General features: G+C 64.6%; 22 protein-coding genes. 8 read left to right on the plus strand and 14 right to left on the minus strand.

Going from position 1 to position 26,664, the window contains the following annotated elements; translation table 11 throughout:
- Positions 1-37: 37 nt before the first annotated feature.
- The 3 genes from J1M86_RS16115 to J1M86_RS16125 all read left to right on the plus strand — a co-directional run bounded on the left by J1M86_RS16115 (position 38) and on the right by J1M86_RS16125 (position 3,829).
- Entirely contained in the window at positions 38-1,321 is a 1,284-nt protein-coding gene (locus tag J1M86_RS16115) for a trans-acting enoyl reductase family protein (RefSeq protein WP_206510639.1), read from the plus strand.
- Positions 1,303-2,724, plus strand: a complete 1,422-nt coding sequence (locus J1M86_RS16120; RefSeq protein ID WP_206510640.1) for a CoA transferase — start codon at positions 1,303-1,305, stop codon at positions 2,722-2,724. The genes J1M86_RS16115 and J1M86_RS16120 overlap by 19 nt, the downstream gene beginning before the upstream one ends.
- Positions 2,725-2,812: 88 nt before the next feature.
- The gene (locus J1M86_RS16125; protein WP_206511079.1) at positions 2,813-3,829 is read left to right on the plus strand and encodes a nucleoside hydrolase; all 1,017 of its coding nucleotides are present in this window, start codon (positions 2,813-2,815) and stop codon (positions 3,827-3,829) included.
- On the opposite strand, the gene meaB is transcribed toward J1M86_RS16125, so the two are convergent.
- Genes meaB through mutA form a run of 3 tightly spaced genes read right to left on the minus strand, consistent with a single transcriptional unit; the run spans position 3,823 to position 9,025 of the window.
- The gene (gene meaB / locus J1M86_RS16130) at positions 3,823-4,839 is read right to left on the minus strand and encodes a methylmalonyl Co-A mutase-associated GTPase MeaB (protein ID WP_075839728.1); all 1,017 of its coding nucleotides are present in this window, start codon (positions 4,837-4,839) and stop codon (positions 3,823-3,825) included. The two genes, J1M86_RS16125 and meaB, sit on opposite strands and share 7 nt — an antisense overlap.
- Positions 4,840-4,841: 2 nt before the next feature.
- Complete coding sequence (gene scpA, locus J1M86_RS16135) at positions 4,842-7,154, minus strand: methylmalonyl-CoA mutase (RefSeq protein WP_206510641.1); 2,313 nt, start codon at positions 7,152-7,154, stop codon at positions 4,842-4,844.
- Positions 7,155-7,156: 2 nt separating this feature from the next.
- Positions 7,157-9,025: a methylmalonyl-CoA mutase small subunit gene (mutA, locus tag J1M86_RS16140; RefSeq protein WP_075839727.1), complete on the minus strand. Its 1,869-nt coding sequence runs from the start codon at positions 9,023-9,025 to the stop codon at positions 7,157-7,159.
- A 170-nt stretch (positions 9,026-9,195) separates the two neighbouring features.
- Here mutA and J1M86_RS16145 point away from each other — a divergent pair, with 170 nt between their 5' ends.
- Genes J1M86_RS16145 through J1M86_RS16155 form a run of 3 tightly spaced genes read left to right on the plus strand, consistent with a single transcriptional unit; the run spans position 9,196 to position 11,127 of the window.
- On the plus strand, positions 9,196-9,909 hold the full coding sequence (locus tag J1M86_RS16145) for a TVP38/TMEM64 family protein (RefSeq protein ID WP_307786659.1): 714 nt from the start codon (positions 9,196-9,198) through the stop codon (positions 9,907-9,909).
- Between the two features lie 31 nt (positions 9,910-9,940).
- The gene (locus J1M86_RS16150; RefSeq protein ID WP_075839726.1) at positions 9,941-10,570 is read left to right on the plus strand and encodes a hypothetical protein; all 630 of its coding nucleotides are present in this window, start codon (positions 9,941-9,943) and stop codon (positions 10,568-10,570) included.
- On the plus strand, positions 10,567-11,127 hold the full coding sequence (locus tag J1M86_RS16155) for a hypothetical protein (protein WP_075839725.1): 561 nt from the start codon (positions 10,567-10,569) through the stop codon (positions 11,125-11,127). The genes J1M86_RS16150 and J1M86_RS16155 overlap by 4 nt, the downstream gene beginning before the upstream one ends.
- A gap of 7 nt (positions 11,128-11,134) precedes the next feature.
- On the opposite strand, the gene J1M86_RS16160 is transcribed toward J1M86_RS16155, so the two are convergent.
- From J1M86_RS16160 to J1M86_RS16170, 3 genes are read right to left on the minus strand one after another with little or no spacing between them, the layout of a single operon-like run.
- Positions 11,135-12,334, minus strand: coding sequence for an SPFH domain-containing protein (locus tag J1M86_RS16160; RefSeq protein ID WP_206510642.1), 1,200 nt, complete (start codon positions 12,332-12,334; stop codon positions 11,135-11,137).
- Between the two features lie 4 nt (positions 12,335-12,338).
- Positions 12,339-12,770 carry an NfeD family protein gene (locus J1M86_RS16165; RefSeq protein ID WP_075839762.1) on the minus strand — a complete coding sequence of 144 codons (432 nt, stop codon included), beginning with the start codon at positions 12,768-12,770 and terminating at the stop codon, positions 12,339-12,341.
- Positions 12,771-12,828: 58 nt separating this feature from the next.
- Complete coding sequence (locus J1M86_RS16170) at positions 12,829-13,641, minus strand: DUF3097 domain-containing protein (protein ID WP_075839761.1); 813 nt, start codon at positions 13,639-13,641, stop codon at positions 12,829-12,831.
- 74 nt (positions 13,642-13,715) lie between these two features.
- Between J1M86_RS16170 and J1M86_RS16175 the strand changes: the two genes are divergently transcribed.
- Positions 13,716-14,537, plus strand: a complete 822-nt coding sequence (locus tag J1M86_RS16175; protein ID WP_187346771.1) for a hypothetical protein — start codon at positions 13,716-13,718, stop codon at positions 14,535-14,537.
- Positions 14,538-14,552: 15 nt separating this feature from the next.
- On the opposite strand, the gene J1M86_RS16180 is transcribed toward J1M86_RS16175, so the two are convergent.
- From J1M86_RS16180 to J1M86_RS16215, 8 genes are all read right to left on the minus strand, one after another.
- A complete protein-coding gene (locus tag J1M86_RS16180) occupies positions 14,553-15,623 on the minus strand; it encodes a ferrochelatase (RefSeq protein WP_206510643.1) in 1,071 nt (356 codons plus the stop codon).
- A gap of 101 nt (positions 15,624-15,724) precedes the next feature.
- Positions 15,725-16,549 (minus strand): NADH-dependent enoyl-ACP reductase InhA, encoded by an 825-nt coding sequence (gene inhA / locus J1M86_RS16185; RefSeq protein ID WP_075837181.1) that lies wholly within the window; start codon positions 16,547-16,549, stop codon positions 15,725-15,727.
- A 39-nt stretch (positions 16,550-16,588) separates the two neighbouring features.
- Positions 16,589-17,311, minus strand: coding sequence for a 3-oxoacyl-ACP reductase FabG1 (gene fabG1, locus J1M86_RS16190; RefSeq protein ID WP_075837182.1), 723 nt, complete (start codon positions 17,309-17,311; stop codon positions 16,589-16,591).
- Between the two features lie 86 nt (positions 17,312-17,397).
- Positions 17,398-18,390 (minus strand): VWA domain-containing protein, encoded by a 993-nt coding sequence (locus tag J1M86_RS16195; RefSeq protein WP_206510644.1) that lies wholly within the window; start codon positions 18,388-18,390, stop codon positions 17,398-17,400.
- Positions 18,387-19,379: a DUF58 domain-containing protein gene (locus J1M86_RS16200; protein ID WP_206511080.1), complete on the minus strand. Its 993-nt coding sequence runs from the start codon at positions 19,377-19,379 to the stop codon at positions 18,387-18,389. The genes J1M86_RS16195 and J1M86_RS16200 overlap by 4 nt, the downstream gene beginning before the upstream one ends.
- Before the next feature lie 32 nt (positions 19,380-19,411).
- Positions 19,412-20,614 (minus strand): MoxR family ATPase, encoded by a 1,203-nt coding sequence (locus tag J1M86_RS16205; RefSeq protein WP_075837183.1) that lies wholly within the window; start codon positions 20,612-20,614, stop codon positions 19,412-19,414.
- Positions 20,615-20,884: 270 nt separating this feature from the next.
- On the minus strand, positions 20,885-22,366 hold the full coding sequence (locus tag J1M86_RS16210) for an NlpC/P60 family protein (RefSeq protein WP_206511081.1): 1,482 nt from the start codon (positions 22,364-22,366) through the stop codon (positions 20,885-20,887).
- Between the two features lie 542 nt (positions 22,367-22,908).
- Positions 22,909-23,460: a DUF6676 family protein gene (locus tag J1M86_RS16215; RefSeq protein WP_075838686.1), complete on the minus strand. Its 552-nt coding sequence runs from the start codon at positions 23,458-23,460 to the stop codon at positions 22,909-22,911.
- Positions 23,461-23,816: 356 nt separating this feature from the next.
- Between J1M86_RS16215 and acnA the strand changes: the two genes are divergently transcribed.
- Positions 23,817-26,621, plus strand: coding sequence for an aconitate hydratase AcnA (acnA, locus tag J1M86_RS16220; protein WP_206510645.1), 2,805 nt, complete (start codon positions 23,817-23,819; stop codon positions 26,619-26,621).
- The last annotated feature ends 43 nt before the right edge of the window (positions 26,622-26,664 follow it).

The following is a 26,664-nucleotide window of genomic DNA, read 5'->3' on the forward strand; positions in this document are numbered from 1 at the left end:
TTCGACTCCGTCGGTGATCCGCGTTAGTGTCGGTTGCATGACATCCAGTGACACGAACAGCGGCGCCGAGCCGACCGACAAGGCAGCAGGATCACGCCAGTACGACATCGTCGTCTACGGCGCTACCGGCTTCGTCGGGCGCCTCACCGCGGCGTACCTCGCCGAGCATGCGCCGGCGGGCACCGCGATCGCGCTGGCCGGGCGTTCGCGCTCGAAGCTCGTCGCTGCACGCCGATCGCTTCCGGGTACCGCCGCCGAGTGGCCCCTCGTCGAAGCCGATGCCACCGACATCGACTCGCTGCGAAGCATGGCCGAGTCCACTCGCGTGGTGATCACCACGGTCGGACCGTACGCCAAGTACGGTCTGTCGCTCACCACGGTGTGCGCAGAATCCGGTACCGACTACGTCGACCTCACCGGAGAGGTGCTGTTCGCTCGCAAGAGCATCGACACCAACCACGAGATCGCAAAGCGTACCGGCGCCCGAATCGTGCACTCGTGCGGATTCGATTCCATACCGTCCGATATCGGAGTCCATGTGCTCCACGCTGCTGCCGTCGCCGACGCTGCCGGCGAACTGACGGACACCACCCTGGTCGTCAGTTCGATGCGCGGCGGTGTGAGCGGCGGCACCATCGATTCGCTTCGAACACAGATCCAGGAAGTCAAGAAGGACAGCGCCCTCCGCAAGCTCGCAGCAAGTCCGTACTCACTGAGCCCCGACCGGTCCCTGGAACCGGATCTCGGCCGTCAATCCGATGTGACATTGATCAACGGCACCGAGATCGCCCCCAACCTGCGCGGCTGGAAGGCACCCTTCGTCATGGCGTCCTACAACACTCGGATCGTGCGACGTAGCAACGCATTACGCGATTACGCCTACGGCCGAAAGTTCCGCTACCGGGAAGTGATGTCGGTCGGCTCGTCGATCGCGTCCCCGGTCATCGCCGGAGTGGTCTCGGCTGGCCTGGGGGCAGTGGTCCTGGGGATGACATTCCTACCCGGCAAGATCCTCGATCGCGTTCTGCCGAAGCCGGGCGACGGTCCCAGCCCCGAGGCGCAGGAAAGCGGGCACTTCACCGTCGATCTTTACACCACAGCGACGAACGGTGCGAAGTACCAGTCCCGGGTCAAGGCCGCAGGAGACCCGGGTTACAAGGCCACATCGGTGATGCTCGGCGAATCCGCGCTCGCCCTTGTGCACAATCGGGACGAGTTGCCCGACGCCAGCGGCGTGCTCACGCCTGCAACTGGTATCGGAGATGCACTCGTAACCCGTTTGCGCGGAGCCGGACTCGAAATATGGGCGAAGAAGATCTGATCCACGCGGGCCTTCTCCGCGATTACGACCGAGCCCTCGGCACCGACTCCACCGGGAGTCGAATCGACGAACTCCCCTGGGGTACCGGGTTGTCCGCGCGACTACCCGTGCGCGAACTGGCCGCGGGCTCGGTCGCGTGCCTCGCTGCCGCCATCGACCGCTTTCGCGCGAGCCGAAACCTGCCCAGTTCCAGGTGGCTGCTCGATCCGAACCGGATTACGGCGTCGTTCTCGGGCGAAAAGATGCTTCGAATCGAAGGCGAGCCCGTGCAGGCGTTTTCGGAGCTATCAGGGTTCTTCGAAAGCGCCGACGGATGGGTGCGCACGCATGCGAACTATCCACACCACAAGCGCGCGCTCACCGAGGCACTCGGCCTCGCTCCCGATGTCGAGTGCGAAAGATTGTCGGCGCGGCTGGCAGAACTGCCGGGGTCGGAGATCGAACACCGTTGCGCGCGTGGCAACGCCATCGCTGTGCGGGTGCGTACCGAGAACGAATGGCGCTGCGCCGAAGGCGCCGAGGCAAGTCGCGGCCCGCTGGTGCGCCGTACCACGCGCCTCGTCCCAGCGAACACCGAGCAAGCGAACACCGAGCAAGCGGATCTCGAGCAAGTAGCGCAGGTGCAACGCGCACGCGTGCGCGCGGAGCGACCGCTGGACGGGCTTCGAGTACTCGACTTGACGCGGGTCATCGCCGGCCCCGTTGCTACGCGGGCCTTGGCTCTGCTCGGTGCGTCGGTGCTGCGCATCGACGCACCTAGGTTGCCGGAGATCGAGTGGCAGCATCTGGAGAACGGTCAAGGAAAGCGTTCCGCGACGGTCGATGCGACCTCCGCCCGCGGCGCCCGGATCCTGACCGAGCTCCTCTCTCAGGCCGACGTCCTCGTCACCGGATACCGGCCGGGATCGATCGAGTCCGTGCTGCCCCGCGTCCCCGCTCGGATCGTGCACGCGACGGTGTCCGCCTGGAGTCCGGGGCCATGGCACCAGCGGCGGGGATTCGACAGCATCGTGCAGGCCGCATCGGGGATCGCGCTGATCGAACACACCGACGGGCGTCCCGGCGCGTTGCCAGCGCAGGCACTCGACCACGCGAGCGGATACCTGCTCGCGGCGGGGGTGGTCGACTCACTCGCCGACATCGAAACGGGTGCACCCGAAAACCATGTGGCGGTCTCGCTCGAGCGAACAGCGGCATGGCTGCTGTCCGCTCCCGGGCAACGCACGGACCCACCCTCGCCGACTCTCCCCCCGGCAACCATTACCACCACCGTTCACGGCGCTATCAGGTCCGCCAAACCTGCTCTGGCAGAGTATGCGGACTACAGCTCACCAGCGCATGCATGGGGCAGCGACGCGCCTGTGTTCGACGTACCTGACGGTCCGAGCCCGATGAGCAGTTGATCATTGCGCAGTGCACGATGGACAAGTGCGCACTACTCCCCCATCGTTCGAGAGGTCGGCCTCGGCAAGCCAGCAGAGTGTGGTGCCGATGATCGTCGATGTCGACACCGGCATCGACGATTCCCTCGCCCTGCTCTACCTGCTGGCGCACCCGCGGGCAGAGATCTTGTCGATCGCCTCGACCGCCGGGAACGTACCCGTCGATCAGGTCGCCGCCAACAACCTCGCTTGGCTCGATCTGTGCAAAGCCGGCGATATCGAGGTCACCCTCGGCGCACAGACGCCGCTGCTCGCGCCCCTGATGACAACCGAGGACACGCACGGACCCCAGGGCATCGGATACGCCGAACTACCGGTTTCGCAGCGGAAGCTCTCCAACCGCAACGCGACAAACGCGTGGGTGGAACTCGTTCGCGAGCGACCTGGACAGATCACCGGCCTCGTGACCGGGCCGCTGACGAACCTGGCGATGGCCATTCGGATCGAGCCGGCCCTACCTCGTCTGTTGCAAAGGCTCGTCGTGATGGGTGGCGCTTTTCATCATCCCGGCAACACGACCCCGACCAGCGAATGGAACATCGCCGTCGACCCCGAAGCCGCTGCCGAGGTCTTCGCGGCGTTCGCAGGACTACCGGCGGACCGCCTACCGATAATCTGCCCGCTCGACATCACGGAGACGATGGAGATGCGCCCCGATCACATCGCTCGACTGGCCGAGCGCGCAGGCAGTTCCCCAGCGGAGGTCATCGCCGACCACCACGCACCCACCACACGCTCAGCGGCCTCCAACCCCGTCATTCGTCATTTCTCCGACGCCGTCCGGTTCTACATGGAGTTTCACCGAGACCACGACCAGGGATTCCTGGCACACATGCATGATCCGTTCGCCGCGGCCGTCGCACTCGACCCCTCCATCGTGACGTGCCGCGTCGCCACCGTGGACGTCGAACTGGCCGGGACACTCACGCGCGGAACCACGGTCGCGGACTGGCGGGGAATGTGGGGCCGCGAGCCCAACGCGGCGATCGCCACGACGACGGATCCAGTGCGGTTCTTCGACGATCTGATCGACCGCGTCGGCGGGATGGCCGAAAGGCTCTACTGAGCGGGCGAGCGACCGTCGAACGCGTCGAGCAGCTCCTGTGCGGCCAGCGCAGCGGTCAACGAGCCGGCACGCACACGCTGTTCGACATCGGATCGGATCGCTTTGACCGCCGAGTTCTGCGCCAGGCGCCGCAGCAACTGATCGTCGACCATCGTCCAGGTCCAATCGACCTGCTGTTTGCGACGCTTCTCTGCGAACTCGCCCGCATCGGTGAGCACCTGACGGTGTCTTTCGACGGTGTCCCAGTACTCCGCGATGCCCGTCCCCTCGAGAGCGCTCATCGTCAGAACCGGCGGCTGCCAAATGGCATCGTGTGGATAGATCATCCGCAGTGCGCCGGCCAGTTCGCGGGCCGCGCTTTTCGCCTCGACGGCATGCTTGCCGTCGGCCTTGTTCACGGCGACCAGATCGGCCAACTCGAGAACACCCTTCTTGATGCCCTGCAGCTGGTCACCCGTACGCGCGAGAGTGAGAAAAGTGAAGCAGTCGACCATGTTCGCCACGGTCACCTCGGACTGCCCGACACCGACTGTCTCGACGAGAATCACATCGAAGCCTGCGGCCTCGAGCAGCACGATGGTCTCGCGCGTTGCCCGAGCGACGCCGCCGAGTGTGCCCGATGTCGGCGACGGCCTGATGTAGGCGTCCTTCTCGACCGCCAACCGGGCCATGCGGGTCTTGTCTCCCAGTATCGACCCGCCTGTCCGGGTCGACGACGGATCGACGGCGAGCACCGCAACCCGATGCCCACGCTCGATCAGGTACATGCCCAGGGCGTCGATGAACGTCGATTTCCCCACCCCTGGAACGCCTGTGATGCCGACGCGATGAGACGCGCCGGCATGCGGCAGAAGCTGCAGCAGTAGCTGCTGGGCCAAATCACGATGGTCGGCACGGGTGGACTCGACGAGTGTGATGGCGCGAGCGAGACCGGACCGCTCGTTTGCCAGTACCGACGCTGCGACGACGTCGATGTCCACCGTGCGTGCCGGGCGTTTCGGAGCGCTCATACTCAGGCGCTGGCCTCACGCTCGGCCGGATGCGGTGCGTGACCGAGCTGGACGGAGAGCTTTTCCACCAGACCGATCGCGGCGTCGGCGATCACCGTCCCCGGCGGGAAGATCGCAGCAGCGCCCGCGGCATGAAGCTCCTCGAAGTCACCGGGTGGGATGACACCGCCGACGACGATCATGATGTCCGGGCGGTCGACTGCGGCCAGAGCCTCCCGCAGGGCCGGAACCAGCGTCAGGTGACCGGCGGCAAGAGAGGACACACCGACGACGTGAACGTCGTTGTCGGCCGCCTGACGCGCCACCTCCTCCGGCGTCTGGAACAGCGGGCCGACGTCGACGTCGAACCCGATGTCCGCGAACGCCGTTGCGATGACCTTTTGCCCTCGGTCGTGGCCGTCTTGGCCCATCTTGCATACGAGCACACGTGGGCGTCGCCCCTCGTCCTCGGCGAACTGTTCGACCAGCTCGGTCGCCCGGGCGAGGTTCTTGGATTTGCCTGCTTCGTCGCGGTACACACCACTGATTGTCCGGATCTCTGCCTGATGGCGCCCGTAGACCTTCTCGAGCGCCTCGGAGATCTCGCCGACGGTGGCCATCTTGCGGGCCGCATCGATCGCCAGATTCAGCAGATTGTTCTCCATACCGGGCTGATCCGACGCTGCGGCCCGGGTCAGGTTTGCCAGCGCCGCCTCGACCTCGCCGGAGTCGCGCTCGGCGCGCAGCCGGGCGAGCTTGTCGATTTGTTCCTTGCGCACCTTCGAATTCTCGACCTTGAGAACCTCGATCGTGTCCGGCTCGTCGGGCACGTACTTGTTGACGCCGACGAGTGGCTGGCGACCCGAGTCGATGCGGGCCTGCGTACGTGCGGCGGCCTCTTCGATACGCAGTTTGGGGATGCCTTCACCGATCGCCTGCGCCATGCCCCCCGCCGCTTCGACCTCGGCGATGTGAGCTCGAGCCCGATTGGCAAGCTGGTGGGTGAGCCACTCGACGTAGTGCGAACCACCCCATGGATCGATCGGACGCGTGGTGTTGGACTCCTGCTGGATCAGCAGCTGAGTGTTTCGTGCGATGCGCGCAGAGAAGTCCGTCGGTAGTGCGAGTGCCTCGTCGAGCGCGTTGGTGTGCAGCGACTGAGTGTGGCCCTGTGTCGCCGCCATGGCTTCGACGCAGGTCCGGGCGACGTTGTTGAATACATCCTGCGCCGTGAGCGACCATCCCGAAGTCTGCGAATGGGTGCGGAGCGAGCGTGACTTGGCACTCTTCGGCTCGAACTTCTGCACCAGTTCCGACCAGAGGAGACGCCCAGCGCGAAGTTTGGCGACCTCCATGAAGAAGTTCATTCCGATCGCCCAGAAGAACGACAGGCGCGGCGCGAAGGTATCGATGTCCATACCCGCATCCAAGCCGGCGCGAATGTACTCGACGCCGTCCGCGAGCGTGTATGCCAGCTCCAGATCTGCTGTCGCACCGGCCTCTTGGATGTGATACCCGGAGATGGAGATGGAGTTGTACTTGGGCATCTCGGCGCTCGTGTACGCGAAGATGTCCGAGATGATCCGCATCGACGGCTTCGGCGGATAGATGTAGGTGTTGCGAACCATGAACTCTTTGAGAATGTCGTTCTGGATCGTGCCCGCGAGTTTGTCCGGCCCGACGCCCTGCTCCTCGGCCGCAGCAACGTACAAGGCAAGAATCGGCAGCACTGCCCCGTTCATCGTCATCGATACCGACACGCTGCCGAGATCGATGCCGTCGAAGAGCTGACGCATGTCGTAGATCGAATCGATCGCGACCCCTGCCATGCCCACGTCACCTTGTACACGGGGATGGTCCGAGTCGTAGCCTCGGTGCGTCGCGAGATCGAACGCGACCGATAGGCCCTTCTGGCCGGCTGCGAGATTTCGGCGGTAGAAGGCGTTCGATTCGGCTGCGGTCGAGAATCCCGCGTACTGACGAATGGTCCACGGCTGGTTCACATACATCGTCGGGTACGGCCCGCGTACGAATGGTGGTGCACCGGGATAGGAGTCGAGTGGATAGCCCTCCGCCTCGGCGGCGTCGCGGTCGGCCTTGGTGTAGACGGGCTTGACGTCGATACCTTCGGGGGTCGACCAAACCACCTGCTCGGCGGCGTAGTTGTTCGCCCTCGCACCCGCCTCGATGTGCGCGGCAACATCATCGCTGGATGGAGCGGCCGCTGGAGTCGCCTGCTGGTCTTTCAGGGGTACGTCGGCGAAGCTGCCGATCACCGGCTTGTTCGGTTCGGACTGCTGCGGCGCGGCCACTTCGGCGGTCTCGTCGGTGGTCATGATCATGCTCCCAGGTGGTCGAGGAGATCGGTGAGGACAGCGACAGCATCGACTTTCGCCGTGAGGAAATCATCGGGTCGCTCGGGGCCGGAGATATCGGTGAAGCTCGCGCCGGAACCGGCGAGCAATACGCGGTCGATGCCGGCCTCGCGTAGCGCTTGCACGGCTGCGCGTGCCTCCTCCGCGTAACGCTTGTCGGTCCCACACAGAACTGCGATCCGTGCCCCCGAACTGTGCACGGCATCGGCTATGGTCTCGGCGGTCAACGGGCCGGGGTTCTGCGCTTCGATGCCGCCGGAGGCAAGGAGATTCGCCGCAAAGGTGGTACGCACGTTGTGCTCTGCCACCGATCCCAACGGAGCCAGCAACACGAGAGGCCGAGCATCGCGGCGGAGCAGATACGCATCCGACCGGTCTCGCAGTCTTTCGAACGCAGCGCCGTACCGAGCGACAGAGGAGGACGACTTTCCCGGGGCCGAAAGGGGGGCTTCGGCAAGGTTGGGGAACTCGTTGACACCGGTGAGCGGCAATCGTCGGTGGGCGATGTCCGCGTCGCGCGTGGATTCGACCTCGTCGATCGCTGCTGCAATGGCGCCCGATTTCAGTGCCGAGGTGTATCCGCCGTCCGCCTCGATGAGCTGGACGAATTCCCAGGCTTTGCCGGCGATGTCCTCGGTGAGTTGTTCGATGTACCAGGACCCTGAACCTGGGTCGAGTACGCGACCCAGGTGGGACTCCTCGAGCAGCAACAGCTGTGTGTTCCTGGCTATTCGACCCGCGAATGTCTTCGACACACCCGCCGCGCCGCCCTCGAGCGCTGCATCGAACGGCAGCACGGTCACCGCGTCCGCGCCACCGATCCCTGCGGCGAACGCGGCGAGCGTCGTACGAAGCATGTTCACCCACGGGTCACGTTGAGCCATCATTGCTTCCGATGTCACCGCGTGTTGCGGAGCACCGCCGCGGTCTGGCTCGCCGCACACATCGGCGACCCGAGCCCAGGCCGCGCGAGCGGCCCGGAACTTCGCGATCGTCTGGAACTGATCGTCGGTGGCTGCATACCGGAACTCGATCTGCCCGAGCGCCTCGCCCACGGTCAAACCCGACTCGGTCAGCGTGCGCAGGTACTCGAGCCCTGCGGCGACAGCCGCCCCCACTTCCTGAGCATCGCTCGCACCGGCGTTGTGAAAAGCGGTGCCGTCGACGGTGATCGCGCGTATGCCCTCCTCGCGGTCGATCGAGCGTCGCGCCAGGGTGGCCACCGCGGCGAGATCCGGAACGTCGCCTTCTGGATCGACGAAACGAGACGTCAGCGGCGTGGCACCCAACCTGATGTCGACGGCGCTACGATCGGCGATTGTCGCCGCGTCCAGTACCGCGAACAGAGCGTGTGCGGCGGCTACGGTATCGGACCCGGCGTCGAGCACCAGTGGCGCCAGATCGAACAGAACTCCGTCGAGCGTGCGACCGATGTCATCGACGGAAATGCCGCCCGAAGCCACCTGCAACCACAGCGCGCTGACACCGTTGTCGAGTCCGTCCAGGACCGAGCGGTTGACGCTTTCGGCGTCCGAGGACCCGGCGCCGAAGCGAACGCTGACCTTCCACCCGGCGTTGACGTCGCGCGTCGCGTCGCGTCCACGCACGAACGGGAATGCGCCCGGGAGAGGATTCTCCGGTAGCTCGTCGCGCACGCCGTACAACGGAGACACCGTCACCCCGTCGTACGTCGTGAAATCCAGCAGATGCTCGGGATCCTCGGGCAGGTCGGCAATATCGACCTTCCGCGATTTCGCGAGTACACCTGCAACAGCCTTCTGCCACGCCGTATACGCGTTGCGTGAGGCGTCTTCTTGTGTAGCAACGGACACGATGAATGCTCCCTCGACTCGACCGACTCGCTGCCGATCGACACAGTGCGATTCTTCTGTGATGCCGACCGCGATCGCTTCGACAGTATCGTGAGGATCACCTCACGTTTGCACGGGAGGTGGTTTTGTTAACGGCGAGGTGCACATCCGCGCCGGTAGAGTTGGCGAACGTGGTGAACAGTTCACGAGGTCTTCGGGTGTTCGGCCTCGTCGCGCTGTTCGTCGCGCTCGGAGCGGTCGCTTCGATTGCACCGCACCCGTCGATCGAGCAGATCCGCGAGTGGGCCCATGCGGTCGGACCCACCTTTCCCCTGGTGTTCTTCGCGGTCCACACCATCGTGACGGTGGCACCGGTGCCCCGGACGTTGTTCACCCTCTCCGCAGGTGTGTTGTTCGGCCCCCTCACCGGGCTGGCCCTGACCGTGGGCGCATCGACTCTGAGCGCTGTGCTCGCGCTTCTGTTGGTTCGCGCGGTCGGTCGCGATTGGTTTTCGGCGCGCATGACGCACCCGGCGGTTCGCAGGATCGACGACTCCCTCGTTCGTCGTGGCTGGCTGGCGGTGGGGTCGCTGAGGTTGATCGCCCCGGTCCCCTTCTCGGTGGTCAACTACTGCTGCGGGGTGTCCTCGATCCGCACTGTTCCGTTCGCTGCCGCGACCGCGGTCGGTGTGATTCCGGGCACTGTTGGAATTGTGCTCCTCGGCGATGCGCTCGGAGGTGACGCCGATCCACTGATGCTCGCCCTGTCCGGGGCCTTCATCGCGGTCGGTCTGGCCGGCTTGTTCGTCGACTGGAGGCTGACAATGTCGAGTTCAGGGTCGAGTTCAGGCGCGGCACGTCAAGCCAAGGCACTGGATTTTAAGAAGTCAAGCCCAGATAGTTGACTCTTCGTATTCAAGCCTCTAGCCTTGACTAATGTTCGTGTTGACGATCGACCAGCGACGGAGTCGACGTGAGGTCGACCGCGTCGAGGACCTGCTCGCAGACATGCACCACCTTCAGCTCCGCCGGCCGTTCGAGCGAACCGCAGGTGACGAGGTACAGGCTGTAGTCGACGGCACACAGGTAGGCGCACGCACCGTGGTGGACATCACACTGACTCTGGTTCGCACAGGTAACTGGAGCGTGGGAATCGGAGTCGGTTCGGTCGAGCGCCCGCTACCGACCAGCACGCGTGCCGGACGCGGCCCGGCATTCGAGGCAGCCCGCGACGCCGTCACTCGGGCAAAGAATGCGCCGGCCAGGCTCGCGATCACCGCTGCGGATTCATGCCACACAGGTCGTGCTCTCGACGCCGAGACTGCACTGACGCTGTTGGCGCTGCTCATCCTGGACCGCACCGAACAGGGACACCAGGCCTGCGAATTGATGGATGCGGGGCACACCCAGACCGCCGCGGCCGAACTACTCGGGATCTCCAAGCAGGCGATGTCGCAACGATTGTCGGTGGCGAGGTGGAGTATCGAAGCCAACGGCCGCACGTTGGTCGAACACCTTCTCACCGACACCAGCGATGCTTCGAACGAACAGCCGGGAGACACATGACCTTCATAACGCTGCTGCTACTTGTACTCTCCGCAGCCGCAGCCGTCGTTCCCTCACGCCAGTCGATACCGCACTGGGTAAACGCCGCCGTGTCTGCAGCCCTGTTGGCACTGGCCGCGATCACCGGCGCCATGACCGACCCGGCACAGGGTTTCGCACTGGCCGCCACATATGTCGTCACCGTCTCAGCTGCCGTCGTCGGCGGATCCGCGATCGTCACGGCTGTTTTCCGGATAGCTCGAAGAGACGGCGCACCAGAACCAGGCGGACCCGCTGGACCAGCATCGGCTGGACCGTTGCACGGCGGGAAGACGATCGGGGCCCTCGAACGAACCGCAGTGGCGGTGTCGATTCTGGCGGGATGGCCGGAGGGAATAGCGATCGTCCTGGCCGTCAAGGGCCTTGCGCGTTATCCGGAACTGCGTGGAACAGATCCGCCGACCGAAACACCGACGACACAGGTGTCGTCGGCGTCCGAACAATTCATCATCGGGACTTTCGCCAGCGTCATGTGGGCCGTCGCGGTCTGCGGAATCGGCCTCGGCCTGGTGAGCTGAGCTGTGCCTACTGCTGTTCAGGTAGAGGTGACTGCTCGGGCAGACCCGGCTCCAGTTCACCGAGACCGAGACCCAGGCCCTTGGCCAGGCTCGGATCGGGCTTGAGCGAGGTATCGACAGGCGTTCTGGCCACAGCCTCGGCGGCCGCGACGGCCTCTGCCACGGCCGGATCGCTCTTCGTCTCGAACCACTCGGCAACTTCTTCGGAGTCGTCGACGGGCTTCGTCTCGTCACCGGAGGTTTCACTCGGCTCATAGCGGAAAACGCCGTCCTCGCCAGGTGTACCCAACGTCTTCGCAAACCCCTTCAACGCATCGCCGAAGTCGCTGGGAATCATCCACACCTTGTTCGAATCGCCCTGCGCCATCTGCGGAAGTGTCTGCATGTACTGGTAGGCAAGGAGCTCGGGCGTGGGCTTGCCGGACTTGATCGCGGCGAATACTTTCTCGATGGCCTTGGCCTGCCCCTGGGCCTGCAGGTACTTCGCAGCGCGATCACCCTGTGCACGAAGAATTCTGGACTGGCGCTCACCTTCGGCAGTCAGAATCGACGCCTGCTTGGCACCCTCCGCCGCGAGGATGCGGCTCTGCTTGTCGCCCTCCGCCGTCTTGATCGAAGACTCCCGATGACCCTCGGCGGTAAGGATGGTCGCACGCTTCTCACGGTCGGCCTTCATCTGCTTCTCCATCGATTCCTGAATCGACGGCGGCGGGTCGATGCTCTTGAGCTCGACACGTGCCACTCGCAGTCCCCATCGACCCGTGGCTTCGTCGAGTACGCCGCGCAGCTGGCCATTGATCGAATCACGCGAGGTGAGCGTCTCCTCCAGCGTCATTCCGCCGACGACGTTACGAAGCGTGGTGGTGGTCAATTGCTCGACACCGACGATGTAGTTGTTGATCTCGTAGACCGCAGCCTGCGGGTTGGTCACCTGAAAGTAGACGACCGTGTCGATGGACACCGTGAGGTTGTCCTTGGTGATCACGGGCTGGGGAGGGAACGAGACGACACGTTCGCGGAGATCGACCTTGGCACGAATGCGGTCGACGAACGGAATGAGAAACGTGAGCTGACCGGAGACGGTCTTGGAGTAGCGGCCGAGCCGTTCGATGACGGCTGCATCTGCCTGTGGGACGAGTGCAACGGACTTGGCGAGCAGGACGACTACGAGAAAGACGATGACGCCCAGAACTATCAGTGCTTCCATGAAACTAGATTCCCCTCCATACGACAGCGGTTGCGCCGTCAATTTCCATTACGGTCACGGTCGTCCCCGGCGCGTACACCTCGGTGTCGTCGAGCGGGCGAGCAGTCCACACGTCACCATCGATCTTGACCTGACCTTCGGTTGCCGACACCTGGGCCAGAACCAGCGCCGATTTGCCGGACAGCGCGGCGACGCCGGTCGTCAGGATTGGGGGCGACGCGAACTTGCGAAGCAGTATCGGACGCACACCGAGCACGAGGGCCAACGACACGAGCGCGAAGATCACTGCATCTGCCCACACCGGGAAGTCCGTCACCGCGGAGATACCGGCGGTCGCCAGCGCACCGCCGGCAATCATGAGCAGGAAAAAGTCTCCCGTCAGCGCCTCGGCCGCTGCAAGGAGACCTCCTGCGATGAGCCAGATAATCGCCGCCACAGAGTCCATACAACCACAAATCGGACAGCTGGCGGGGGACCAGGCTACGACCTGGAAACTACGGCTCTGTCACAAAATCCACGAGACGCTCGACCGCGCCGATCAGGGGTGCCTCGAGGTCGCGGAACGACGACACGGACGAGTAGACGCGTCGCCAACCATCCCTCGGCGACCCCCACCCGAGCTCCCGGCAGATACCGGTCTTCCAGTCCTGCCCGCGCGGGATTTTCGGCCATGCGGAAATACCAACCGCTTTGGGCCGCACTGCTTCCCAGACATCGATGTACGGATGACCGGTAACGAGCACATGCGGTCCGAGCGAGGTGGTCAGCTTCGACTCCTTCGACCCGTCCACCAGGTGATCGACCAACACGCCGACACGACGTCCCGGCCCGGGCCCGAAATCGGCGAGCCGCTCCCCCAGGTTGTCCAAGCCCTCCAAGTGCTCCACCACAACACCCTCGACGCGCAGATCGTGCCCCCACACCCGTTCGACGAGGGCGGCGTCGTGCACCCCTTCCACCCAGATTCGGCTTGCCCGAGCAGTCCGCGCCCGGACGCCCTCGACTTTCGTCGAACCGGACGCCGACCGGGTGTCCGCTGGTTTCTTCGCTGCAGCGCGGACGCGCACGAGCGTCACTCGTCGGCCGTCGATCAGGAACGCCGCCTCACGCAACGCGAACAGACGCGTCGTACGCGCAGCGTCCTCGAGCCTGACGAAGTCACCGTCGTACGTTCTCTCGAACCCGACAACCGCACCGCAGAACCCACTGGCTGCGTCCTCGACAACCAGACCTCGTTCCGCAGGCACCTCGGGCGCTGGAACCTTGCGCATGCGGCTGTGCCCCGAAAGAATGTCGCCGCCATAGATGTCTGCCACGGCAGACACCGTAGCGACCCCGTCTAGGAAGCGCCGCGCGCCACGCCGACCTATGCTTGGCAGTCGTGAGTTCTCCAAGCGCAAGCCTCACCCTGTGGGCCAGCTCGTGGCTGGCCGGTGTCAGCGCGTCCGACGATGTCATCGACGCCTTGTCCGAGTGGGCGCCGATGCACCTGATCGCGGCGGCCGACGATCGGACCGCGGGCGCTACGGGCCTGTCGTGGCCGAGTCCCCGCGCGGACGGCGTCGCCGCGCTCCTGACAGCTGTCCGCAAACACGTCCCCCGCACCAGTGCCGACGCTGTGATCGAGTTACTTCTGCCGGCACCGGGAGCGGTGGAGAACCTGCCCCCGAACAGCGACTTCGCTCGCGCAGCCCTTGTTGCTGGGCAGGCTGTGGTGGTCGGGCACTCGGATACGACGGGACTCGGCTTCGTACCGACGGTCGAAGGTCCGGATGTTCTTCGTTGGACGGTCTTCTCGGTCCCCATCACCTCTCATTACGTGCGCGAGTACTCGCTCGGCCAAGCCGAGTACTCCATGCGTGACGCTGTCCGCGGCGCCGCGGACGCCCTCGGATCCATGCAGGTACTACCGACGAGATCCGCGGACGGCAACCCGCGCTCTCGGATCGAGAGTGCGATGTCGGAGATGGCTCGCCACCGCTATCCGGACGGCACACCCGAGCGAGTTCTTCGAGTGATGGAGTCCGCGGACCGCGTCGCAGCGATTCTGTCGGTCGCCCAGCAGCATGCCCCCACCGAGGCGCCCACCGCCGGCGCGGCAGCGGCCCGAGAAGACTTGCTGCGACCGTTGTGGGGTGCCGTCCGATCTGCCAGACTCAGCGCCGTCGCAGCGACGGTGCAGACGTGTGTGCAGCGCACATGATCGGCTGAGATCAGGTCAGGCCGGCGGTCGTGTCGGTCGTGTCGGCTGCTCACAACACCCAACGGCGCACCGCGCCCCATTGGTGGTCGAACCGTAGCCCGGCACTGCGCCGATACCGCGCGCGTCGGCGCCGTCGGTGTACTCACGGACCAGTTCCACAACCATTTTCGCGAAACGGACGTCTGTGCCTGGGGTGGCCGCTCGGACGTAGTCCATCGATAGTTCTTTCGCCTTCGCTTCCGCTTCGGTGTCGAGGTCCCACACCACCTCGAGATGGTCGGACACGAAGCCGATCGGGCAGACAACCACCGCCTCGACGCCGGTGCCGGCAAGCTTTTCCAGATGGTCGCAGATATCGGGTTCGAGCCATGGAACCTGCGGCGGGCCGGAACGGGACTGCCAGACCACGTCGTAGTCGTCGATCCCGGCTGCAGCCGCGGCGAGCCTCGACGCGTCGGCGACCTGACGACTGTAGAGGTGACCGCCGTCGACTGGAGGACCTGCGTTGGCATCGGCGGCACTGGGAATCGAATGTGCGGTGAACACCAGCCTGGCCCCTGCTCGTGCCGCCGGGTTCAGCGCGGCGAGCGCGGCCTCGATGGCATCGGCAAACGACGCGATCATCACCGGGTGATCGAAATACTGCCGGATCTTCACCATGTCAGGGGCACCGTCACCCACCGAGGCTCGAGCGCGCGCTATGTCCTCGTGATACTGCCGACATCCCGAGTAGCCGCCCCACGCGGATGTGGGAAACACGAGCGCTCGCTCGACCCCGTCCGCCTTCATCTGCGCAACGGTGTCCTCCGCCATCGGATGCCAGTTGCGGTTCCCGAAGTACACCGGCAGTTCGATTCCCGCGGCAGCCAATTCAGCTTCGATGCGGCCGATGATGTCGCGGTTGAGCGCATTGATGGGTGAGACACCACCGAAATGCATGTAATGCTCGACGACTGCGTCGAGCCGTTCGGGGGGCACGCCGCGGCCACGAGTGACGTTCTCGAGGAACGGGCGAACATGGGCGGGCTCTTCGGGGCCACCGAACGACAGTAGAAGAAGGGCGTCGTATACCGAGGACGTCGTCATCTCTCCATTGTGCGCCAAACCCGCAAGTGACCGGAAAACGCGCTGCGCTCGAGGGTGAAAGCCCATGGTCAGCCAGGGATCTCACCCTCGAGCGCGCGGGCTCACATACCTTCGGGCAGGTACGTGTTGTGGCTGGCGCCGCCATCGACGTAGATGATCGAACCGGTGGTTCCGGGCAACCAGTCGGACAACAATGCCACGATGGACTTGGCCACTACGGTCGGATCGTCGTAGTTCCAACCGATCGGTGACGCGCCGTCCCAGTACTCGTTGAGCTGCTGCATCTTCTTCGCATCATCGGTGGCGGTTCCGGCAATGGCCTTCGCTGCGAGAGTGCGGATGGGACCGGCCGCGACGAGGTTCGACCGAATCCGCTTGGCCTGCCCCACCTCTCGGGCTACATAGCGGTTGACCGATTCCAGAGCGGCCTTCGCCACTCCCATCCAGTTGTAGTACGGCATCGCCGTGCGCGGATCGAAGTCCATGCCGACGATGGAACCGCCCTCGTTCATGACCGGAAGGACGGCGCGGGCAAGCGAGGCGTAGCTCCACGCCGAGATTTCGAACGCCTTCGACGCGTCCGGGCCGGGGCCGTCCAGGAACGGCTTGGCGTCGGGTCCCATGAGTGTGCGCGGTGCGAACGCGATGGAGTGCAGCACACCGTCGATACCCTCGGGTGCCAACTCGCGTACCCGGTCGGCCAGCGCAGCGAGATGCTCCTCGTTGGTGGCATCGAGTTCGATGGCCGGCGGCACCGGCTGGGGAAGGCGCTGCGCGATTCGGTCGATCAGCCGCAGCCGATCGAATCCGGTGATGATCACCTTCGCGCCCTGATTTTGCGCCATAGCAGCGGCGTGGAACGCGATCGAAGCATCGGTGATGATGCCCGTCACGAGAATGGTCTTGCCTTCGAGCAGTCCGCCCATGTGTGTTCCTAACAGATCGAATGAAATGAGAAAAGCAGGTCAGTGACCCATGCCCATACCGCCGTCGACCGGGATGACAGCGCCCGAGACGTACCCGGAGTCAGGTCCTGCGAGGAAGCTCACCACTGCAGCCACGTCCTCGGGCTGGCCCAAACGCTGAAGCGGGATGAATTCCTTGGCCTTGCTACGCAGATCGTCGGGCAACTCGGCAGTCATGTCGGTTTCGATGAAGCCTGGAGAAACGACGTTGGCGGTAATCGAACGCGAACCGAGTTCACGCGTGATAGAGCGGGCCATACCGATGACACCGGCCTTGGACGCCGCGTAGTTGATCTGACCGGGTCCACCGCCCAGTGCGACGACGGAGCTCAGGAAGATCATTCGGCCCCAACGGCCACGCAGCATCGCACGGTTCGCACGCTTCGCGACCCGGAAAGCGCCGGTCAGATTCGCATCGATGACCCGCTGGAACTGATCTTCCGTCATACGCATCAGCAACGTGTCGTCGGTGATGCCGGCGTTTGCCACGAGGACCTCTACCGGACCCTGCTTCTCCTCGACCTCCTTGAACGCGGAGTCGACGGACTCGGAATCGGTGACATCGCAGATCACACCGAACAAGCCTTCCGGGACACCTGAACCGCGGTGTGTGACAGCAACTTTGTGGCCGTCTGCAGCGAGACGCTGCGCGATGGCGAGGCCGATGCCTCGATTACCTCCGGTGACGAGTACCGAACGGGGGGTGAAGTCGGGTGAAGACATGCCTGCAACCTATCTGTTGGTGCGTCGGAGACAAAGTAGGACTACTGGTGATTACTAACAGCAAATCAGGCAAAACTTCTCAAAAGTCAGGGCAGTCTTTGGCGGAGAACCAAAGCCGTACCCAAGCCCGCGGCGGTGAACAGAACTCCCAGGATCAACCACGGACGGCTCGCATCGCCACGGGTGATCTCGAACCCGATCTGCTCCTCGAGGGTGTCGTACACCGCGCGCAACTCCTCGAGTGAGGATGCAGTGAAGAAGCTACCGCCCGACAGATCGGCGATCTCACGCAGCGAGGGGTCGTCCACCGGGACGGGCACTCTGTCCGAGCCCGCTTCGGTCTCGATGTCGACAGTTCCATAGCTGGTCCCGAACGAGATGGTGGAGATCGGCACGTCCCTCTCGGCGGCCGCGCGCGCCGCGGTGTAGGCGCCGCGGGGATCGTCGGGTTCCTCCGGCACAGTCTGTTTGCCATCCGACAACAGAACGATGCGAGCGGGCGGAGCTGCTTCGCCGCCACCCAGCACCGCACCGAGCGTGTCGATGGATTGCAGAGAGGTGAAGATGGCCTCGCCCGTAGCCGTACGTTCGCTCAGCTGCAATTTGTCGATGGCCGCTTTGGTCGCTTCGCGGTTGGTTGTCGGCGACACCAGTACCGAGGCCGTTCCAGCAAACGCAACGAGACCGAGGTTGATGCCGGGTGTCAAACCGTCGGCGAACGATTTTCCGGCTTCCTGAGCCGCCGCCAGCCGCGACGGTTCCACGTCGGTGGCTTCCATCGACAACGACACATCGATGACGAGCATGACTGTGGCGCGGTTGCGCGGGACACGCTGATCCGAGGTCGGCCCGGCGAGCGCCACCGTCAACAGCATCAGGCCCACCAGGACGAGGGCGGTGGGGACGTGACGCTCGTACCCGCGGCGGGTGGGCGCGACGGTCTCGAGCAATTCCATGTTGGAGAACAGCAGCGTGTGCTTCTGACGTCGACGCTGCATGAGGACGTACCCGACGACGAGGCCGATGACGACGATCAGGAACAGAAGCCACCACGGTGAGGAGAACTGCGACAGACTCACCGGCGACCTGCCCGAGCAGTATTGACGGCACTGGCTCCCATGGTGTGCCGACGAGCGGATACGAACTTCACGACATCGGCGATCCAGTCACCGTCGGTACGAAGGGTCAGTCGAGGTGCGCCGCACCGACGCAGTGCGCGCTCCACGTCCGAGCGGTGCGCCGCCGCAGCCGCCGCGAAATCCGCACGCAGGCGCGGGGTGGTGCTGAACTCGCGGGTGCGCCCGGTCTCGGGATCGTGCAGCACGACATCTCCTACGTCGGGGAGTTCGAGGTCGCGAGGGTCGAGCGCCTCCACTGCCAGCACGTCGTGTCGCGCGGAGATGGCGCGCAGTGAACGTTCCCAGTCGATCGGGCCGAGGAAGTCACTGATGATGACAGCCATCCCCCGCCGGCGCTGCGGTCGCCGAAGCGATTCGATGGCCTCCCGAAGATTCCCCCGAACGCCGTCTGCCGCACTGGGCGTCGTCGCGATGGTCCGCAACATCGCCTGAGCATGGGTTCGGCCACCTCGCGCAGGGATCCGGGTGGTTCGGGCACCCGTCGCGACCACTGCGCCGACTCGATTGCCGCCACCGCCGGTGAGGTGAGTGATGGCGGCAGCTGCGGCAACTGCGAGATCTCGCTTCTCGCAACCTGTGGTGCCGAAATCGAGGCTGGCGGACAGGTCCACCACCATCCAGGTTTCGAGCTCTCGATCGGCGACGGACTGGCGCACGTGCGGATGCGTCGTGCGCGCCGTCACCGACCAGTCCATCTGACGAACATCGTCACCGGGTTGATATTCACGCGCATCACCGGGTTCGGATCCCGGTCCGGGAATCAGCCCGAGGTGATCACCGTGCAGCACCCCGTCGAGTCGGCGGCGAACCGTCAACTCGAGGGTACGGAGCGCGGCAGCGAGGGTCGGATCGTGTAGCTCACCACATCGAAAGGAGGGTGGACGACCCTCGTGTCGGGGAGCGTCGGTGTACTCGGCCGACTGGCCCACATCGCGGCCGGCACTCCCGCCCAATGCCCCGGTCACTGCTGCTGGCTACCCGGGGCGGGACTGTTTCCGGGAGACTTGTCCAGCATGGGTCCACCTGCCTGAGACGGCTGCATCGGCTGCTGCTGCATGGGTTGCGGCTGCATGGGTTGCGGTTGCATCGGCTGGGGCTGCATGGGCGACTGTTGCATCGGTTGAGGCTGCATGGGCGACTGTTGCATCGGTTGAGGCTGCTGGGGGGCACTCTGCGCGCCACCGACAGCCTGCGGCGCCACCTGCGGAAGCCCGACGGTTTGCAGCACCTTGGTGATGACATCCTCGGGCGTCACTTCGTCCGCGAGCGCGTCGTAGGACAGCACCAGACGATGCCGCAGAACGTCTGGAATGACTTCGAGCACGTCTTGGGGAACGACATAGTCCCGGCCGCGAAGCAGCGCGAGGGCGCGCGAGGCGGCAATGATGCCCAGCGTTGCGCGGGGAGAGGCGCCGTATGCGATCCAGCTCGCGACATCGTGCAGGCCGAGATCCTCGGGCTTTCGGGTCGCGGCAATGACACGGACAACGTAATCGACCAGGGCGTGATGGACGAATACCGAACTCGCAACCTTCTGTAGCCGCACCAGCTCTTCCGGGTCGAGAATCTGTCTGGGCGTTGGAACCTCCGTTCCCATGCGGTAGACGATCTCGCGTTCCTCTTCGACCGTCGGGTAATCGACGACGATCTTGAACAGGAACCGATCGCGCTGCGCTTCCGGGAGCGGGTAGACCCCTTCGTTCTCGATCGGGTTCTGAGTTGCCATCACCAGGAACGGATCCGGCATCGGGAACGTCCTACCGCCGATGGTGACGTGGCGTTCGGCCATGACCTCGAGGAGCGCCGACTGAACCTTCGCGGGTGCACGGTTGATCTCGTCCGCGAGCACGAAGTTGGCGACTACAGGACCGAGCTCGGTGTCGAATTCCTCACGCCCCTGCCGATAGATGCGGGTGCCGATGAGGTCGGTGGGCACCAGGTCGGGGGTGAACTGCACGCGGGAGAACGAACCGCCGACGACCTTCGCGAACGTCTCCACAGCAAGCGTCTTCGCGACGCCCGGAACGCCTTCCAGCAGGACGTGGCCGCGTGCGAGCAACCCCACCAGGATCCTCTCGACAAGACGATCCTGGCCGACGATCACCCGCTTGACTTCGTACACGGCCTTTTCGAGGATTCGGACGTCCTGCTCCAGTCCGGCCACTTCGGCGCGGCTCGAGCCCTGCGCGTTCGACTCGGGCCCCGACGAGTTGCCGCTCGCAGAGTTGCCGCTCGCCGAACTGCTGCTCGCCGAACTGCCGCCCTCACGTGATGCCACCAAGAATCCACCGCTTTCGCTCGTACCGAGTCGCGGGCACGTACTGCGCTCCCCCGTCGACTATCCCAGGTGATGACGCCCTGCGGCGTCGGTCACTGCCCACGGTACCGGCGCACGTCTCGGAGCATTGCGTTGCAGTGCGTCCTCACCCGTGTATCAGGAGACCATCCGCACGGCGTACGGGGTCATCCCCCCGTATCGCACGGGGGAAATCTTGACGATGCTGCCGGATTGAGGAGCCTCGAGCATCTTTCCGTCACCGAGGTAGAGCGCAACGTGCTGACTCGCGTTCGGACCGTAGAACAACATGTCGCCGCGCTTCATGTCGGATGAGGGAACCTGCTTGCCCGCCGTGTACTGATAGCCGGTGTAGTGCGGCAACGAGATTCCGAGACCGGCGAATGCGTAGATCATCAGTCCGGAACAATCGAAACCGACGATGTTGTAATCGCCGAAGGAATCGGCGACCCCGCCATCGCGGATGCCCTTCGTTGGACCGTTCTCGTCACCGCCACCCCATGAATAGGGCACACCCAGCTGCGACATGCCCCGATCGATGACCAACTCGATGGCCGCACTGCCCACGAGTGAGGAATCGGACCGCCCGGAGTCACGTGAAGTCCCGGGTGTCGACGGAGTCACGCTCCGCTGGGTGGACGGCTGACTGGTCGACGGCTGGGTGGTGGACGGCTGGGTGGTCGACGGCTGGGTGGTCGACGAGGGTGAGCTGGCGTCGGTGTCGTCGATATCGGTGTGCGAACGTTGCCCCGCGGCAGCCGCTGCGGCTGCCGCTGCTGCGGCGGCAGCCTGGTTGGCCGCCACCCGAGCTGCGGCCTCGACGGCGGCTTCCCGCGCCGCGGCAGCTGCGGCAGCGATCGCCGCATCCTCGGCGGCCTTCTGTTGCTCCCAGGCCGTGTATGCCACCCGTTGACCTTGGAGACCTGCGACGTCCGAGCGCGCTGCGGCGAGTTGGCTCTGCGCCGAATCGCGCTCGGTTTCGATCGCGGCCTTCTGCTCGGCCTGGGCTTGCAGCGCGGCACGTGCGGTCGCGATGGCTTGCTCTGCCTCGCCCTTCTTGGCCTCGGCCTCGGCGGCGGCGGCGTCAGCCTGCTGTTGGGATTCTCGGGCTGCCGAGTCGCGGTTGGCCTGCTCGGTTCGCGCGCGTTGCAGCCCGTCGAGGACGGCGTTCTGACTGCTGGACAACATTGCCAGCACCTGAGCGCGATCGAGCACGTCGTCCGGGCCAGTCGAACCCAGGAACGACGAGACCGATGCAACACCGGTTCCCTGGGTGTAGCTCGACACCGCGAAGTCGTTGAACTTCTTCTGGGCCGCCTGGATCTGCACGCCTGCATCGGTGAGCGCCTGTTGCGCGGTGACTACTAGTTGCGCCGCTACGTCGGCAGCACTGCGGGCGTTCTGGAGGTCGACGAGTGCCTTGTTGACGTCCTCACGCTTGATCGCGACGTCCGCGTCGAGTTGTGCCAGTTGCTGATTGGCTGAGGCGACCTGGTCGATGAGGGCGCCGACGGTACCGAGCTGTTGTTCGACGCGGGTTCCGGCAGCGACGATGGCGGTGTCGGACGGATTGGGGGGTGGTGGTGGTACGGCAGCGGCGGTACCGGACACGGCGCACATCAGCGCGACGACGACGCCGGCACCGACAATCACGCGCGCAGATCTCGAGAACTGGCTGCGGCGGGTGCCGCCGAAAGCTCGTGGTCTCACAAATGTCTCCCTCGGTCCCGGCGCTCGCGACGGTTCCACAGGAAACGTCGACGCCGGACCACGGAGAGTTCGAGACGCTAGTCGGATGACTCTCAGCGCGCCGGGCAGGGAGAGAGCACGCAGCAATACGACAGGTGCCACCGTCGGCAACACCCGAAGCATCGGCCCCCCGAGTCAACTCGAGTGGACCTCAGCCCTTCTGCGACACTCCTTCCCCAGCAGTGCCAATGGCACCGTACGACACTTTGCACCCTAATGAAACTCCAGTCACAAAGTACACATATGTAATTCGACGTGCGGAAATGCGCTGAACTCGGCGTTTATCGGAAACAATTTTTGCGACTTTTTCCTAGGGGATGCTCATGAACGCGACAATGCCCCGACCGTCCGGCCGGGGCATTGTCGAAATTGGCGCCTGTTCAGCGCGCGCGAGACCATTCGTGCCGCGTGGCTCAGCGATCGCCGACGCTGACACTGTCCTCGCTCGGCGCCTGCGGGTGCGAGATCCCCACAGACCTTCGGCGCACCTTCACTGCGGCCGTCGCCGCTGCGCATCCGGCGACGAACAGGATCAGTACACCCGTGATCAACGCCCACGGCTCCTGCGGCCCGACGAGCGTGTCGACGAAGTTGTCGGCTGCAACCGCCGGATCACCGGTATACGTGCGATCCTGTCCTGCCTCGAGGACCACTCGACTGATGGAGTCACTGAAGCTGCCGACCTGGCCTGGGCCCAGCACCAGGACGGTACCGCCGTCCTCTGCTCCGACGGCCGTTGCGAGATCCCGCAGCTGCGAGTCGTGCCCCACACTGTTCTCCACGACGACTATTGCGAGGTCGATGCCATTGTCCTCGGCTCTGGCAACGGCGGCCTGCAACTCGCCTTCGATCGACGCCGGCGCGCTGACACCTGTCGCGGCGACGTCCGCCACGATGGCGTCGACGTCGACGTCCGGTGGAACGTCGGCCGCCAGCGGAACAATGGTAAGGATCGGTTCAGGCATTCATTTCGTCCAGACGGGTGTAGCGGAGTCGGCGGGGCAACGAGGCACTTCGCGGTGAGCGATGGCTCACCGGCAGAACATTACGTCACCGCCACACTCGGCCCGCGACTCCCGTTGCACCGCCCGGTACGAGTGAGGCTCCCCTGCATTGCGAACAGGGTGGAACTGCACGAAGATCGTCATCGCGAGGACATTCGTGCAGCAATGCGGGTATGCCCTCCAGTTCAACAGGACAAGCGTACTGTTAGACTCGAAAATCGAGACGTCAACCCGCGCCCAACGGTAGCGAGGTACGCCTCGCTTCAACCGTCGACACAGCCCTGTCGGCGGTGTGCCTCAAGACGAGTGGAGCTGAAGTGACCGCCAGTAATGATTCGTTCGGTGCAAAGGGCACCCTCGAAGTCGGAGAGAACTCCTACGAGATCTTCCGCCTCTCCGCCCTGCCCGGCGCCGAGAAGCTGCCCTACGCACTGAAGGTCCTCGCGGAGAACCTCCTTCGCACCGAGGACGGTGCCAACATCACCGCCGACCATATTCGCTCGATTGCGTCGTGGGACCCTTCCGCCGACCCGAGTATCGAAATCCAGTTCACCCCGGCCCGCGTCATCATGCAGGACTTCACCGGAGTGCCCTGCATCGTCGACCTGGCGACCATGCGCGAGGCAGTGACCACCCTCGGCGGTGACCCGAACAAGGTCAACCCGCTCTCCCCGGCCGACATGGTCATCGACCACTCGGTCATCCTCGACGTCTTCGGCCAGTCCGATGCGCTCGAGCGCAACGTCGACCTCGAGTACGAGCGCAACGGTGAGCGCTACCAGTTCCTGCGTTGGGGCCAGGGCGCGTTCGACGACTTCAAGGTCGTCCCCCCGGGCATGGGAATCGTGCACCAGGTCAACATCGAGTACCTCGCGCCGACCATCATGACGCGCCGAGGCCAGGCATACCCCGACACCTGCGTCGGCACGGACTCGCACACCACCATGGTCAACGGTCTCGGCGTCCTCGGTTGGGGAGTCGGCGGCATCGAGGCAGAGGCAGCCATGCTCGGCCAGCCGGTCTCCATGCTCATTCCCCGTGTCGTCGGATTCAAGCTCTCCGGTGAAATTCAGCCGGGCGTCACCGCAACCGATGTGGTGCTCACCGCCACTCAGATGCTCCGCAAGCACGGCGTAGTCGGAAAGTTCGTCGAGTTCTACGGCAAGGGCGTATCCGAGGTACCCCTCGCGAACCGCGCAACCCTGGGCAACATGAGCCCCGAATTCGGTTCCACCGCAGCAATCTTCCCGATCGACGAAGAGACCATCAACTACCTGCGCCTCACCGGCCGCAGCGACGAGCAACTCGCACTCGTCGAGGCGTACGCCAAGGAACAGGGCATGTGGCACGACCCGGAGAACGAACCGGTGTACTCCGAGTACATCGAACTCGATCTCGGTGACGTGGTGCCGTCCATCGCGGGACCGAAGCGTCCACAGGACCGCATCCTCCTCTCCGAATCGAAGGTGGCGTTCCGCAAGGACATCCACAACTACGTCGAGGAGAACTACCCCACCGAGCACACCCAGCTCGACGAGGCAGTGGAGGAGTCCTTCCCCGCGTCCGACCCCGCCACGCTCACCTTCGCAGACGATGGCGCCGTCGACGTTCAGTCGGCCGCCAACGGCGCCGAAGGACGTCCGTCGAAGCCCATCCAGGTGGTCTCCGACGAACTCGGCGAGTTCGTTCTCGACCACGGCGCAGTCGTCGTGGCGGGCATCACCTCCTGCACCAACACCTCGAATCCATCGGTCATGCTCGGCGCGGCGCTGCTTGCACGCAATGCCGTGGAAAAGGGTCTGTCGACCAAGCCGTGGGTCAAGACCAACATGGCTCCGGGTTCGCAGGTCGTCACCGACTACTACGAGAAGGCCGGCCTCTGGCCGTACCTCGAAAAGCTCGGCTACTACCTCGGCGGCTACGGATGCACGACGTGCATCGGCAACACCGGGCCGCTCCCCGAGTCCGTCTCGAAGGCCATCAACGACAACGACCTCACGGTCGCCGCGGTACTGTCCGGCAACCGAAACTTCGAAGGCCGCATCTCCCCCGACGTCAAGATGAACTACCTGGCGTCGCCGCCACTCGTCATCGCGTACGGGCTCGCAGGCACCATGGACTTCGATTTCGAGACCGACCCGCTGGGCAAGGACCACGAGGGCAATCCCGTGTACCTGAAGGACATCTGGCCATCTGCACAGGAGATCGACGACACGATCAAGTCGTCGATCAGCCAGGACATGTTCCGCAAGTCGTACGAGACGATCTTCGCCGGAGACAGCCGTTGGCAGAATCTTTCCACCCCCGAGGGCGACACATTCGAGTGGGACGAAAACTCCACTTACGTTCGGAAGCCTCCGTACTTCGACGGCATGACGATGGAGCCGGCACCCGTATCGGACATTCAGGGTGCACGCGTGCTGGCGTTGCTCGGCGACTCGGTCACCACCGACCACATCAGCCCGGCAGGTCCCATCAAGGCCGGAACGCCCGCCGCTCAGTATCTCGACTCGCATGGTGTCGAGCGCAAGGACTACAACTCCTTGGGTTCGCGTCGTGGAAACCACGAGGTCATGATCCGCGGTACGTTCGCCAACATCCGGCTCAAGAACGAGCTGCTCGACGACGTGTCGGGTGGTTACACGCGTGACTTCACCCAGGACGGTGGCCCGCAGGCGTTCATCTACGACGCCTCGCAGAACTACCAGGCGGCCGGCATCCCTCTCGTCGTCATCGGCGGCAAGGAATACGGCTCCGGGTCCTCGCGCGACTGGGCCGCCAAGGGCACCTCGCTGCTCGGCGTCAAGGCCGTCATCACCGAGTCGTTCGAGCGCATTCACCGCTCCAACCTCATCGGAATGGGCGTCGTTCCCCTGCAGTTCCCCGAGGGCGAGAGTGCGAAGACGCTCGAGCTGGATGGCACGGAGACCTTCGACATCGTCGGCATCGAGAAGCTGAACGACGGAACCACACCGAAGACGGTCACCGTGACTGCCACGAAGACCGATGGCACCAAGGTGGAGTTCGAGGCAGTCGTTCGAATCGACACCCCCGGCGAAGCCGATTACTACCGCAACGGTGGCATCCTGCAGTACGTGCTGCGCAACATGGTTGCGGGCTGACCGGTCAGGTAACCGAACCGCCGACACTGTGATGGGCCCGGAA

The sequence above is a fragment of the Rhodococcus sp. KRD197 genome, from assembly GCF_017168235.1.
Classification (GTDB): Bacteria; Actinomycetota; Actinomycetes; order Mycobacteriales; family Mycobacteriaceae; genus Rhodococcoides.

Coding starts and splice junctions, on each gene's coding strand:
- J1M86_RS16115 (WP_206510639.1), top strand. CDS start 38: ATGACATCCAGTGACACGAACAGCGGCGCCGAGCCGACCGACAAGGCA.
- J1M86_RS16120 (WP_206510640.1), top strand. CDS start 1,303: ATGGGCGAAGAAGATCTGATCCACGCGGGCCTTCTCCGCGATTACGAC.
- J1M86_RS16125 (WP_206511079.1), top strand. CDS start 2,813: ATGATCGTCGATGTCGACACCGGCATCGACGATTCCCTCGCCCTGCTC.
- meaB (WP_075839728.1), bottom strand. CDS start 4,839: ATGAGCGCTCCGAAACGCCCGGCACGCACGGTGGACATCGACGTCGTC.
- scpA (WP_206510641.1), bottom strand. CDS start 7,154: ATGACCACCGACGAGACCGCCGAAGTGGCCGCGCCGCAGCAGTCCGAA.
- J1M86_RS16150 (WP_075839726.1), top strand. CDS start 9,941: ATGTTCGTGTTGACGATCGACCAGCGACGGAGTCGACGTGAGGTCGAC.
- J1M86_RS16155 (WP_075839725.1), top strand. CDS start 10,567: ATGACCTTCATAACGCTGCTGCTACTTGTACTCTCCGCAGCCGCAGCC.
- J1M86_RS16160 (WP_206510642.1), bottom strand. CDS start 12,334: ATGGAAGCACTGATAGTTCTGGGCGTCATCGTCTTTCTCGTAGTCGTC.
- J1M86_RS16180 (WP_206510643.1), bottom strand. CDS start 15,623: ATGACGACGTCCTCGGTATACGACGCCCTTCTTCTACTGTCGTTCGGT.
- inhA (WP_075837181.1), bottom strand. CDS start 16,549: ATGGGCGGACTGCTCGAAGGCAAGACCATTCTCGTGACGGGCATCATC.
- fabG1 (WP_075837182.1), bottom strand. CDS start 17,311: ATGTCTTCACCCGACTTCACCCCCCGTTCGGTACTCGTCACCGGAGGT.
- J1M86_RS16210 (WP_206511081.1), bottom strand. CDS start 22,366: ATGTGCGCCGTGTCCGGTACCGCCGCTGCCGTACCACCACCACCCCCC.
- J1M86_RS16215 (WP_075838686.1), bottom strand. CDS start 23,460: ATGCCTGAACCGATCCTTACCATTGTTCCGCTGGCGGCCGACGTTCCA.